Raw genomic sequence first — 13,025 nt, 5'->3', positions numbered from 1 at the left:
ATAGAAGATGCGCCGGCCATGGTGGAATACCCACGGGCGCGAACTGCCTGGATAAATGACCGGCGATTATAGCCGAAACGCCGTGGCCGCATCGAGTCCGAGCCGTATCGCCGATACGTGAGCCTCGGGTTCAGCGTTCGCGGATCACGTCGAGCGGGTAGTGATGGCCGTCGCGAGCATCGCGCAGGCGTTGCATGACGACGGCGCTGCGCAAGCGGTCCATGCGGTCGAGATCGTCGATCTCATCGAAGGTCAGCCAGTGCGCAGCGCGTATGCCGCTATCCAGAGGGTTGCCCAGGTGCGCGAGCGCCAGACCGATGAAGCCATGGCTGTGAAAGACGATTCCCTCCGGCGTGCGGTGAACGTAAAGCCCGAGGTAATCGGTGATCGCGACCTGCCAGGCAGCCTCTTCGCGGGTCTCGCGCTCGGCGGCGGCGGTGAGTCGCTCGCCGCGCTCCAGGTGGCCGGCCGGCTGATTGAACAGGCTGAACGGCCCGCCGCGATCCTCTTCCACCATGAGATAGCGACCGGCGCGTTCGATAACGACGGCAACGGTCACGCGAGGCGTCCAGCGGTCCATGACATCTCTCTCCTGAAACGGGCCAGCGGCGTAGCCGAATCTCGGCTTGTACCACCGGCGAAGCTTGCGATCATACGCCCTTGCGCCGGCTTCGGCAGGCGGTGAAGCGGCGCTGACCCGCTAACGTCTGCGACGCCGTGAAGCGGCGTGCTTGGGCTTGGCGGGCGCTTTGGGCGCATTCAGCGTCTCCGATCGCCAGGCGCCGGAGGCGAGCGAGCTCAGCGTCCACGGGCCGATAGCGGCGCGAATCAGGCGAAGCGTGGGGTGGCCGATGTGGGCGGTCATGCGGCGGACCTGGCGGTTGCGCCCCTCGCGCAGTTCGATCTCGAGCCAAGTGGTGGGTATGGTCTCGCGGTGACGCACGGGCGGGTCGCGGGGCGTCGGTTCCGGTCCTTCCAGACGGCGTACCTTCGCCGGTGCCGTAGGGCCGTCGTTGAGCGTCACGCCATCCCGTAGCGCGCGCATCGCCGTAGCATCGGGTTCGCCTTCGACCTGTACCCAGTAAGTCTTGGCCAGTTTGTGGCGCGGATCGCTGATGCGGTGGATCAAGGCGCCGTCGTCGGTGAGCAGCAGCAGGCCCTCGGAGTCATAGTCGAGTCGGCCAGCGGCATAGACGTCAGGGATATCGAGATAGTCGGCGAGCGTCCGGCGCCCCCGGGGGTCGGTGAACTGACAAAGTACCCGGTACGGTTTGTGAAGAAGGTAAATCCGGCTCATGGCATGCATCCGGGGGTTGGGCGAAGGCGTAAGTCGAAGCAGACGGTGAAGAGGTGCCGCGTGCGCGCCGACGGGGGAGCGGGTCGTGGCGCGAGAGAGTAAAATGGTATCGGCATTGGCGAAACGCCTATGCCGAACTATTTTTAACCGAGGCTTGCATAGCGATCACCCCGACCGCATCTTCGGGATAAGCGAATAGCCCACGGTCACCGCGACCTCGTTTGTCGGCAGGTCCGAGTCAATCGATGTGTTCGCGTCGATGTATCCAGGAACTCATCCCCTATGTCTGAAATCGTAACCACCGTGTCGTCCGGTATCACCACCGAGATGACGCGACAGGGCATGACGCGCCCGCCCGAACCGGGACACGACGAGCAGGGTGACGTTGCCGAGCAGGCGGCGGACCCCCAGCTGGCGCCGCCGCCGATGTACAAGGTCGTGCTCTACAACGACGACTACACCCCGATGGAATTCGTCGTCGAAGTGCTCCAGGAGTTCTTCGCCATGGATAGTGAGAAGGCCGTGCAGATCATGCTGGCGGTTCATACCCAAGGCAAGGCCACGTGCGGGATCTTCACCCGGGACGTGGCGGAAACGAAGTGCCATCTCGTCAACGAATATGCCAAAGAGTGCGAGCATCCCCTGATGTGCGACGTGGATGCCGCCGAATAATGCGACGATTGGGCCGGACGCGCTCCGCGCGCCGGGGTTGCCAATCCTAAGATTGTGCCCGATTGTGAAAGTGCCGACCGACGCCTTCAAAGGCTAAAAGGGGACTGCCATGTTGAGTAAAGAACTTGAACTCACCCTGAACACGGCCTTCACCGTGGCGCGCTCCAAGCGACACGAGTTCATGACCGTGGAGCATCTGCTGCTGGCGCTTCTCGACAACGCCTCGGCAGCCGACGTGCTCAACGCCTGCGGTGCGAATCTGGACAAGCTGCGCGCCGACCTGCAGGACTTCATCAATTCCACGACACCGCTGATTCCCGACGATCACGAAGATCGCGAGACCCAGCCTACGCTGGGTTTCCAGCGCGTGCTGCAGCGGGCCGTCTTCCACGTTCAGTCCTCCGGCAAGAGCGAAGTGACCGGTGCCAACGTACTGGTCGCAATTTTCTCCGAGCAGGAGAGTCAGGCGGTCTATTTCCTCAAACAGCAGAGCGTTGCGCGCGTCGATGCGGTCAACTATATCGCTCATGGGATCTCCAAGGTCGCCGGTCATGGTCAAGCCCAGCAGCCTTCGCAGGACGCCGAGGAGAGCGAAGAGGGCGGCGGCGAAAACGGCCAGAGTCCGCTGACCAACTACGCCACCAACCTCAACGAGCAGGCGAGGCTCGGCAAGATCGACCCGCTGATCGGGCGCGATCACGAGCTCGAGCGCGTCGTGCAGATTCTCGCGCGGCGTCGCAAGAACAATCCGCTGCTGGTGGGCGAGGCGGGGGTCGGCAAGACCGCCATCGCCGAAGGGCTTGCCAAGCGCATCGTCGAAGAGGACGTCCCCGACGTTATCGCCGATGCGGTGGTCTACTCCCTCGACATGGGTGCGCTGCTCGCGGGCACCAAGTATCGCGGCGACTTCGAGAAGCGACTCAAGGGGCTGCTGGCGGAGCTGCGCAAGCAGGAGAACTCGGTGCTCTTCATCGACGAGATTCATACCGTGATCGGTGCCGGCGCGGCATCCGGCGGGGTGATGGATGCGTCCAACCTGCTCAAGCCGCTGCTCTCCTCGGGTGAGCTTCGCTGCATTGGCTCGACGACATTCCAGGAGTTCCGCGGCATTTTCGAAAAGGATCGGGCGCTGGCCCGCCGGTTCCAGAAAGTCGACGTGCCCGAGCCGACCGTCGAGGACACCATCCGCATCCTCAAGGGGCTGCGCGGCCGTTTCGAAGAGCATCATCAGTTGAAGTACACCGACAGTGCGCTGGAGAGTGCCGCGCGGCTCGCCGATCGCTACATCAACGACCGTCATTTGCCGGACAAGGCCATCGACGTCATCGACGAAGCCGGTGCTCATCAGCGACTGCTGCCGCCGGAGGCGCGCATCTCGACGATCGATACCGATCAAGTGGAAGCCGTGGTCGCCTCCATCGCACGGATTCCGCCGAAGAGCGTCTCGAGCTCGGATCGCAAGCTGCTCTCCAACCTCGAACGCGACCTCAAGATGCTGGTCTTCGGCCAGGACGAGGCCATCACCAGCCTGTCGGCCGCGATCAAGCTCTCTCGAGCCGGTCTCAAGTCGCCGGACAAGCCGGTGGGGAGTTTTCTCTTCTCCGGTCCGACCGGCGTGGGCAAGACCGAGGTCGCACGCCAGCTCTCGCATCTGATGGGGATCGAACTGGTTCGCTTCGACATGTCCGAGTACATGGAGCGTCATACCGTCTCGCGTCTGATCGGCGCGCCTCCGGGCTACGTCGGCTACGATCAGGGCGGGCTGCTGACGGAGGCGATCAACAAGCAGCCGCATTGCGTTCTTCTGCTCGATGAAATCGAAAAGGCGCATCCGGAGGTCTTCAACCTGCTGCTGCAGGTGATGGATCATGGCCGTCTGACCGACAACAATGGGCGCGAGGCGGATTTCCGCCACGTGATCTTGATCATGACGTCCAACGCCGGGGCCGAGCAGATCTCGCGTCGATCCATCGGCTTCCAGACGCAGGATCACTCCACCGACGGCATGGAAGTCATTCGTCGGACCTTCACGCCGGAATTTCGCAACCGGCTGGACGGCATCATCCAGTTCCACGGTCTCGAACCCTCCATCGTGCGCAACGTGGTCGACAAGTTCCTGGTCGAACTGCAGGCGCAGCTCGATGAGAAGCGGGTACAGCTGGACGTAGACGAAGAGGCTCGCGCCTGGTTGGCCGAGAAGGGCTACGATCCGGAAATGGGGGCGCGACCTATGGCCCGCGTGATTCAGGAGAAGCTCAAAAAGCCGATGGCGGAGATGATTCTCTTCGGCGAGCTGGCCGACAATGGCGGCATCGTTCACGTCAGAGTCGAGAACGACGAGCTGCAGCTGGAAACCGAAGCGGCAGAAGTGGCCTGACAGCAATCGGGCCGTTTCGCGAGACTCGGCCGCCAACCAAAACGCCTCGCCATNNATGGCGAGGCGTTTTCGATTCTGGCCGGGGGCGAAGCGATCGGTGCCGGACGGCGTGAACGCTAGAAGTCGGGCGGGATCGGGCTTGGCGGGCTCAGCGAGAGCGGTAGACGATACGGCCTTTCGACAGGTCGTAGGGCGTGAGCTCGACCTTGACCTTGTCGCCGGTCAGAATACGGATGTAGTTCTTGCGCATCTTGCCGGAGATGTGGGCGGTCACGACGTGGCCGTTTTCCAGCTCGACGCGGAACATGGTGTTAGGCAGCGTGTCGACGACCACGCCCTCCATTTCGATATGATCTTCTCGTGCCATATAGGCGATCCCTCTTCGAGTTTGGGTGTGGGCCAAGGCCGGCATTCAACGCAGTCTGCCGCGAACGGCGCCGATGCCATCCACGGTCACTGGTGAGCGAGCCCGGCTAGGACCCCTGAAGTGCGCGATATTATGGGCTATCTCGTCGCGGAAGGCAAAAACGCGTCGCGAATCACGCCGATGCGTGGACGGGGATCAATCGTTGCCAACGACCGCCGTCGAGATACTCGAGCGGCTGATACGCCTGTTTGTAACGCATCTTCTGACACTGCTGTATCCAATAGCCGAGATAGACGTGGGGGAGGTTTCGCGCCCTGGCGAGCTCGATCTGCTTGAGAACGGCAAAGACGCCCAACGAGCGTCGCTCGAAAATCGGGTCGGGATCGAAGAAGGTGTAGATGGCGGAAAGGCCATGCCCCAGCCAGTCCGTTGCCGCCACCGCCATCAAATGCTCGCCGAGCCGAAATTCGATCAGACTGGCGAATGAGCGGGGGCGGGCCAGAAACTGGCGGTACTGATCCTGACTGGGAGGGTACATGTCGCCGTCGGTGTGCCGCTGCGCAATGTAGCGCGCATACAGCGCGTAGTGCTCGTCGCGGAACTCGGCGGGCCGGACGCTGACTTCGAGATCCGCATTACGGTTGATGAGCTTGCGCTGCGTTCTCGTGGGCGCAAAGTCGCGCACCGGGATGCGCACCGAAATGCAGGCGCGGCACTCGTCGCAGTGCGGTCGGTAGAGATTGCTGCCGCTACGCCGAAACCCGAGGAGCGTCAACGCGTCATAGATGTCGGCGGTAGGGCGAGTTTGCGGGTCCAAAAATAGCGTGGTCGCCTCCCGTCCCGGCAAATAGCTGCAGGGGTGCGGAACGGTCAGAAAGAAGCGCAGGTCATGCACGGGGTCTTGTCGGTGCGCTCGATCCGGCGCGTCATGCCCGCCGTCAACGTCAGGGCGCGAAGACGGCGAATCGTCCGGCGTATCGCGGTGAGCGTCACCGCCTTGCGTATCGTCGCGGCTCACGGCGTCTCCCTCGGCCAGATCGGGGCCGGATGGACTCGATCCACACTGCGTTCAAGATAGTCGATGAACGTTTCCCGGGCGATGTCACGCGCGCCGAGACTCGCCAGATGCGGGGTATGCATCTGACAGTCGATCATCGTGTAGTCGTGGGTCTCGAGGTGTCGTGCCAGGTGGACGAGCGCGATCTTCGACGCGTCGGGGCGCCGGCTGAACATCGACTCGCCGAAGAACACTCCGCCCAGCGAAAGCCCGTAGAGGCCGCCCACGAGCGACTCGCCTTCCCAGACTTCGACGCTGTGCGCATGCCCCAGTTCATGCAGACGACAGTAGGCTTCATGCATGGCGTCGTCGATCCAGGTGCCGTCGTCGTCGCGAGCGGCCGCGCAGGCGCCGATCACACTGTCGAATGCTCGGTCGAAAGTCACGCTAAAGCCAGCGTTGCGAAGCCGCTTGGCCAGGCTCCGGCGTATGCGAATCTCAGCCGGGAAGAGCACCATACGCGGGTCGGGGGACCACCAGAGAATCGGCTGGTCCTCGGCATACCACGGAAAGATACCTCGCCGATAGGCGCTCAATAGCCATTCCGGGCTTAGCCCGCCGCCTGCGGCGAGCAGGCCGTTCGGCTCGTCCAGTGCGGATTCGACGGGCGGAAAACGGATCGGTTGCGGATCAAGCCAGGGCAGCATTCGGTCATCCGGTGGCGAAATAAACGATTAGCTTAACAAGCCACTCCCCAGGATGTCCGGGGCCAAGGCGTACCCGGGCGGGTAAGGTCGGGGTTGGCGTGCTCAAGTTCCGACAGGGGATGCCGATAGAGCGCGCTCTATCTTTCGAGGAATTGCGTCATGGGAATCGGGGAGCGCCTGAAGAGTGCCGGCATTGGTACCAAACTGGCGGTAGTGGTCGGTGTTCTGCAGCTTATCGTGCTTTTCGGTCTGGCCATGGTCATGGCGCAGTCGAGTGCGACACAGCTCCACCGCGCGACCGAACACGAACTGCAGACGCAGCAGGCCGCGATTCACGACATGATCTCGCTGTTCGACTACAGCCTGGGTCAGCAGGCCGACCGCTACGAGCGTCTCTTGAGCGATCTTTACTCCGGGCGCTTCGAGCTCGACCCGAACGAGCGAGTCTCCGTAGCGGGGCGCGAGACGCCCAGGCTGCGAGACGGTCTGGAAGTGCTCAACGACAATACCTACAAGCTCGACCGCTTCACCGCGCAGACCGACACCGTGGCGACGGTCTTCGCCCGCGACGGCGACGATTTCGTCCGCATCTCCACATCGTTGAAGAATGAACAGGGCGAGCGGGCGATGGGTACCCTGCTCGATCGCGGGTCGCGAAGCTATGCCGCCCTCGCCAAACAGGAGTCCTTCGTTGGTCTGGCCCGTCTCTTCGGCGGCGCCTACATCACCAAGTATCGTCCGATCACCGATGCCGACGGCGCCGTCGTCGGCGCGCTTTTCGTCGGCGTCAACGTCGACGACGAGATGGCGCAGGTCCAGGACCGCATACGCGACATGGGCATCGGCGCGCGCGGCTACACCATGCTCGTCAAGGCGGCGGACGATGATCGCGGTTATGTGCTGGCGGGGGGGCCATACGAAGGCGAGAACCTGCTCGAGGGTGAGACGGCCAACGATTTCGCCCCGCTATTCGCCAGTGACGACGGCAGGGTCGAATATATCGCCGCGGACGGCGATCATCGTCTGGTGGCGTTTTCCCGCTATCCGAATTGGCAGTGGGTCATCGCCGGCGCCGTCTCTCGTGACGAGACCGAGGCGGCGGTCATGGCCACGCGAAATCACTTCCTGCTGGCGGCAGTAGGCCTGGCAATCCTGCTGGCTGTGCTGATCTACGGGCTGTTCCGGCGCATGGTGACGCGGCCGATGAACCGTGCGCTGGGGCTCGCCACCGCGCTCTCGGAGGGAGACCTGTCCCAGCGCGTCGACACGCGACGCCGTGACGAGATCGGCCAGCTGATGCTGGCGATGAACGGGGTGGGCGACGGGCTCGAACGGATCGTTCAACAGGTGCGATCCGTAATCGGCGAGACCGAAGTCCACGCTCGCGAACTGAGTGCCGGCAATGCCGATCTCGCGCAGCGCACCGAATCGCAGGCGGCCAGTCTCGAGGAGACCGCCGCGAGCACCGAGCAGCTCAATGCTACCGTACGCCAGAACGCCGAGCGGGCACGGCAGAGCGATGCCCAGGCCAGCCAGACTGCGCAGGCGGCAGGCGATGCCCGCTCGACCGTCGATGCTACCGTCGAGGCAATGGGGCGTATCGACGACATGGCCAAGAAGATTGCGGACGTCGTGGGTGTGATCGATGGCATCGCCTTTCAGACCAATCTGCTGGCTTTGAATGCCTCGGTCGAGGCGGCTCGAGCCGGGGAGCAGGGCCGCGGTTTCGCCGTGGTCGCCCATGAGGTGCGCAATCTCGCCGAGCGGTGCGCCGCCTCCGCGCAGGAGATAAAAGGCCTGGTCGCGCGCACGACGACCGAAGTGGAAAACGGCAATCTGCGGGCCGCCGAAGCAGGAGAACGGGTCGGTGAAATCGTTTCGCAGGTGCAGGGGATCAGCACGCTGCTCTCGGAGATCCGTCTCGCCTCCGAAGAGCAGTCCCACGGCATCGAGCAGATCAATGTCGCCGTCTCCCAGATCGACGAAACCACTCAGAGCAACGCCGCGCTGGTGCGCCAGTCGAGTCAGGCGATGCAGCGCCTCGACGAGCAGACGCGACAGTTGGGGCAGACCGTTGCCGTATTTCGCCTGCGAACGGGTGGCGTTGCCGGCCAAGAGCCGGCGTCCCTAGCGGCGCCGGAATCGACCGCGCGACGGCCCGAGCGACTCACCCCCGCCTGACGCCGACAAGCGACACTCGGCCCGCGCCGGTAGGGCCGTCATGCCCCCTGTGATGTCGGCGCGGCCCCCGGTATGATGGCGGGTCGAAGAGGCTGGCTCGCCATCGGCGGGCCAGGCGTTGATTGTCGTCAGCGGGTGGAATGGAAAGCCATCGGTTCACGGCAGTCGATTGGGCTACACCACGCCCGAGCGGGCCGAGGGGGTTGACCGTTTGAGTGCCAAGAGTCCGGCCAAGAAGAGCCGTCGTTCGTCCGTACAGGCCAAGGAGCAGGCGCGACGTGTCGTCATGCGTCTGCAGGGTGTCACCCGCGAGGGCGTCGTCATCGCGCTGCTCGCCGTCTGCGTTTTCCTGTTGCTGGCGCTGTTCAGCTACAGCCCGGTCGACCCCGGCTGGTCCCACAGCGGGCCCGATCAATCCGTCTCCAACTGGATGGGGCGAATCGGGGCCTGGCTATCCGATGTCCTCTATTCTCTCTTCGGGGCGAGCGCCCTGTGGTGGCCGGGGATGTTCGGTCTCGGCGCCTGGCGGATCATGCGTCAGCATCAGGTACAGATCGCCTGGGATCCGGTAGCGCTTGCCGTTCACTCCGGGGGACTCGTGCTGCTGCTGATGAGCACCACCACCCTCGGCGATCTGCATTTCTACAATCCGGCCAGCGATCTACCCAATCAGGCCGGCGGCATTCTAGGTAAAGGCATAGCCGGCGCGCTGAGTGGACTGGTGGGCGTTCGCGGGGCGACCTTGATCGCCATCGCCGCTTTCATGTCGGGCTTCACGCTCTTCACCGGGATGTCCTGGCTTACCGTGATGGATGAGCTCGGCCGCTCGATGAACCGGCTTTTCCGCTGGTCTCGCGACACGCTCTCCTCCCAGCGCGATGCGCGGGATCAACGCCGCGCCGAGCGCGAGGCCAGTGCTGTCGACGCGACTGGCGTCGACGAAGAGATCGATGATGACTCGGGTACCGATGAGGCGGTCACTGCCACCCACCGTTCCCGCTGGTGGTCACGCTTCCTGCCGTGGAACCGGGCGCCCGATCTCGAACAGTGGGATACCCAAGCGCCGCGTCGCGAGCCGGGTCTCGACGCTAGTGAGGACGACACCGCTGAAGAGACTTCGGCCTGGCGCCATGACCATCGCACGGACATACCCTGGGATGAACCGGCGCGGACGCCATCCGCCAAACGTCCAGAGGCGTCCTACGCCAGCCGTCAGCGGCGCGATGAAGCCCGCGAACCGACGCTGGGCGGTTTCTCCGATCCAACATCGAACGACGCCGACGAAACACCGGTGTCCCGCGATGCCGTCGATCTCCCAACGGCAAACGATGCGGCCCAGCCCCTGACGTCTCGCGACCCGGCCGACGCTTCGCCGTCTCGCGATACCGTCGAGCCGCCGAGGCCTTTTCATCCGGAACCGGCGCCGGTCGCCGAGCGGCATCCCGCCGATCGGGGCGAGCCGCAATCGCCACCGCGGGAAGCGGTGCGTGATACGGCGCCGTTCCAGCCGGGTGTCGTCCAGCCGAGTGATCCCGAACTCGGCGTGCCTGAACCCGACATGCACGAACCCGACGCGCACGAGCGTGATGCCTTTCGCGCGGACGTCACGCGCCGGCGCATTCCGGATGCGTTCCAGGCGTCGGGTGTCGCTGCCGCTGACGAGAGCAAGACTGCTGATACGTCGCTACATGCCGAAAACAGGGCGCCCGAGACGATGGCGCCCTGGCAGATCCGCGCCGACCGAGACGACGTCGAGCAGGATGGTGCCGTGCATGGGGGTGGCGAACGTGATGCGCTCGAGCGCCAGGCTTTTGAGCATCAGGCGTCGGAGCATGCTGCTGGCCAGACTGCCTCTAGCGGGCGGCACGGCGCGCCGCACGACCAGGCGCCCTTCGAAGCGGAGCGTCGATCGTCCCGGGCCGAGCCTTTCTTGGGGGAGACCGAATCCGTGACAGACGCGTCCGCGGACGAAACCTTCGCTGGCAGGGCCCCGCGGCGCGAGCCTCGTGCCGATTGGCAGCCGGTGCCTCCCGGCTATGACGAGGGTGAACGGGACGCCCCGCGACGTGAGTACGACTCGCCGGCTTCATCGGTCGCCCCTCGACCCGACACGGCCGACGACACTGCGATGACGGCGAGCTCGGCTCGGCCGGAAGCGGAAGATTCGTCGGCGGATCATCCGCCCGTCATTCGCTGGGACGATGCCGAAATCGTCGAGCCGACCCGGCCTGTATCGCCCACGGCCGCGGCTGCCGGCACCGGGGCGGTGGCAGCGTCACGGCGCGAGCCGCTGCTGAGCGACGCCGATGAAGGCGAGCGTCGTTCGTCGCCGGCCGCGCGTCGCGAACCGATGCTCGGGCAGTCCGAGACGTCATTCGATGCGGCGGCATCCGCAGACCCCGATCACGATCTCCCGGCCGCTGATCGCGAATCCTCAATCGGTGATCGCGAACCCTCAATCGGTGATCGCGAACCCTCGTTCGGCGATAGGGCAGCGCCCCAGGCGCCCGAGCCGATGATCGACGATCGCGACGAGCGTGAGACGGTAAAGCCGCGGGACGAGGTCGCCCCCGCTCCCCGGTTCAGCGAACCCGAGCCGGATGCACCCGGTGTCGAGCCGCCTCACACCGAGCCGACCGTGGCCGACGATGGCCGGCAGGCGATGTCGAGTCGCGAATTCGTCGAGCCGGCACCCCTGCCCGAACGCCCGAGCGATGCCGAGCTCGCGCCTCGTGTCGAGCCGCCGGAGGCGCCGTCGCCCTCGGTGGCAAGCGCGGCGCAGGCTCGCGCCGCCGTCGAAGACCAGCCGACGCTCTGGACCGTCGAGCACCTGCAGAGCCAGCGTCCGGTGATGGACGACATGCCGGAACCCAGCGGTGAGCTACCCTCCGTGCGCCTGACGACGCCGGCCGACCCCGAACAGCCCAACTACACCCCGGAACAGCTCTCCGACATGGCAGAGCTGCTGGAGATGCGCCTGCGCGAATACGGGGTGAAGGCGGAAGTCGTCGACACCTGGCCAGGCCCGGTCATCACACGCTTCGAGATCAAGCCCGCGGCCGGCGTGAAGGTCTCCAAGATCAGCAACCTGGCGAAGGATCTGGCGCGCTCGCTGATGGTCAAGAGCGTGCGCGTGGTCGAGATCATTCCCGGCAAGCCGACGGTCGGCATCGAGATTCCCAATCCCAATCGAGCGATGATCCGCATCCGTCAGGTCCTCGAGTCCAGCGTCTATCAGGACGCCGAATCTCCGGTCACCCTGGCGCTGGGGCAGGACATCGGCGGCAAGCCGGTGGTGGCGAATCTCAACAAGATGCCGCACCTGCTGGTGGCGGGCACCACCGGCTCGGGCAAGTCGGTGGGCATCAACACGATGCTGGTGTCGATGCTGCTCAAGGCGACGCCCGACGAAGTGCGCATGATCATGGTCGACCCGAAAATGCTCGAGCTGTCGGTTTACGACGGCATCCCGCATCTGCTGGCACCGGTCGTCACCGACATGAAAGAGGCGGCCAACGCGCTGCGCTGGTGCGTCGCGGAGATGGAGCGGCGCTACAAGCTGATGGCGGCGATGGGGGTGCGTAATCTCGCCGGCTTCAACGCCAAGCTCGAGGAAGCCGAGCGACACGGTGCCCAGGTGCAGGACCCGCTGTGGGAGCCGCAGCCCTGGGAGATGCACGAGCAGCCGCCGACGCTGACCAAGCTGCCCTACATCGTGGTGGTGATCGACGAGTTCGCCGACATGTTCATGATCGTCGGCAAGAAGGTCGAGGAGCTGATCGCACGACTGGCCCAGAAGGCGCGCGCCGCGGGGATTCATCTGATTCTTGCGACCCAGCGCCCCTCGGTCGACGTCGTCACCGGCCTGATCAAGGCCAACATCCCGACACGGATGGCCTTCCAGGTCTCCTCGAAGATCGATTCCCGGACCATTCTCGATCAGGGCGGCGCGGAGAACCTGCTGGGCCATGGCGACATGCTCTACCTGCCCTCGGGCGAGGGCATGCCGCAGCGCGTGCATGGCGCTTTCGTCGACGACGATGAGGTGCATCGCATCGTCGAGGACTGGAAGCGTCGCGGCGAGCCCGAGTACATCGAGGAGATCCTCTCGGGTGGCGTCTCCGCGGACGCGCTGGCGGGGCTGGAAGCCGAGGGCGGCGGCGATGGCGACGACGCCGAGCAGGATGCGCTCTACGACGAGGCGGTTCAGTTCGTTACCGAATCGCGTCGGGCTTCGATTTCCGCGGTGCAGCGACGCTTCAAGATCGGCTACAACCGCGCGGCCCGACTGGTCGAGGCGATGGAGCAGGCTGGCGTCGTCTCGTCGATGGGCAACAACGGCTCCCGCGAGGTGCTGGCGCCACCGCCTGTCGGCAATTGAGCGCGATTGCAACGGCCGTCGGGGTAAACCCGGTGGCCGTTTTGCT

Annotated in this window: 9 protein-coding genes; 4 read left to right on the top strand and 5 right to left on the bottom strand. The window is 64.7% G+C overall.

Going from position 1 to position 13,025, the window contains the following annotated elements; genetic code table 11:
• Window positions 1-130: 130 nt before the first annotated feature.
• The gene (locus tag DOM33_RS04200) at window positions 131-580 is read right to left on the bottom strand and encodes an NUDIX domain-containing protein (RefSeq protein ID WP_110666074.1); all 450 of its coding nucleotides are present in this window, start codon (window positions 578-580) and stop codon (window positions 131-133) included.
• A 120-nt stretch (window positions 581-700) separates the two neighbouring features.
• Window positions 701-1,297 (bottom strand): pseudouridine synthase, encoded by a 597-nt coding sequence (locus DOM33_RS04195; RefSeq protein WP_110666072.1) that lies wholly within the window; start codon window positions 1,295-1,297, stop codon window positions 701-703.
• Window positions 1,298-1,639: 342 nt separating this feature from the next.
• On the opposite strand from DOM33_RS04195, the gene clpS reads away from it, so the two are divergent.
• Complete coding sequence (gene clpS, locus DOM33_RS04190; RefSeq protein ID WP_110667520.1) at window positions 1,640-1,969, top strand: ATP-dependent Clp protease adapter ClpS; 330 nt, start codon at window positions 1,640-1,642, stop codon at window positions 1,967-1,969.
• A gap of 109 nt (window positions 1,970-2,078) precedes the next feature.
• Window positions 2,079-4,346 (top strand): ATP-dependent Clp protease ATP-binding subunit ClpA, encoded by a 2,268-nt coding sequence (gene clpA, locus DOM33_RS04185; RefSeq protein ID WP_110666070.1) that lies wholly within the window; start codon window positions 2,079-2,081, stop codon window positions 4,344-4,346.
• A gap of 148 nt (window positions 4,347-4,494) precedes the next feature.
• Here clpA and infA read toward each other — a convergent pair whose 3' ends face one another.
• The 3 genes from infA to aat all read right to left on the bottom strand — a co-directional run bounded on the left by infA (window position 4,495) and on the right by aat (window position 6,417).
• The gene (infA, locus tag DOM33_RS04180; protein WP_013332816.1) at window positions 4,495-4,713 is read right to left on the bottom strand and encodes a translation initiation factor IF-1; all 219 of its coding nucleotides are present in this window, start codon (window positions 4,711-4,713) and stop codon (window positions 4,495-4,497) included.
• Window positions 4,714-4,885: 172 nt separating this feature from the next.
• Window positions 4,886-5,608: an arginyltransferase gene (locus DOM33_RS04175; RefSeq protein WP_110667518.1), complete on the bottom strand. Its 723-nt coding sequence runs from the start codon at window positions 5,606-5,608 to the stop codon at window positions 4,886-4,888.
• Between the two features lie 119 nt (window positions 5,609-5,727).
• The gene (gene aat / locus DOM33_RS04170; protein WP_110666068.1) at window positions 5,728-6,417 is read right to left on the bottom strand and encodes a leucyl/phenylalanyl-tRNA--protein transferase; all 690 of its coding nucleotides are present in this window, start codon (window positions 6,415-6,417) and stop codon (window positions 5,728-5,730) included.
• A 159-nt stretch (window positions 6,418-6,576) separates the two neighbouring features.
• Here aat and DOM33_RS04165 point away from each other — a divergent pair, with 159 nt between their 5' ends.
• Together DOM33_RS04165 and DOM33_RS16410 are read left to right on the top strand one after the other, a co-directional pair.
• Window positions 6,577-8,598 carry a methyl-accepting chemotaxis protein gene (locus DOM33_RS04165; protein ID WP_110666066.1) on the top strand — a complete coding sequence of 674 codons (2,022 nt, stop codon included), beginning with the start codon at window positions 6,577-6,579 and terminating at the stop codon, window positions 8,596-8,598.
• A 211-nt stretch (window positions 8,599-8,809) separates the two neighbouring features.
• Window positions 8,810-12,979, top strand: coding sequence for a DNA translocase FtsK (locus DOM33_RS16410; protein ID WP_275425791.1), 4,170 nt, complete (start codon window positions 8,810-8,812; stop codon window positions 12,977-12,979).
• Window positions 12,980-13,025: the final 46 nt, after the last annotated feature.

This window comes from Salinicola halophilus (assembly GCF_003206155.1).
Lineage (GTDB): Bacteria > Pseudomonadota > Gammaproteobacteria > Pseudomonadales > Halomonadaceae > Salinicola > Salinicola halophilus.
The sequence above is the reverse complement of the archived record's forward strand: the minus strand, read 5'-3'. Positions and strand labels throughout refer to the sequence as shown.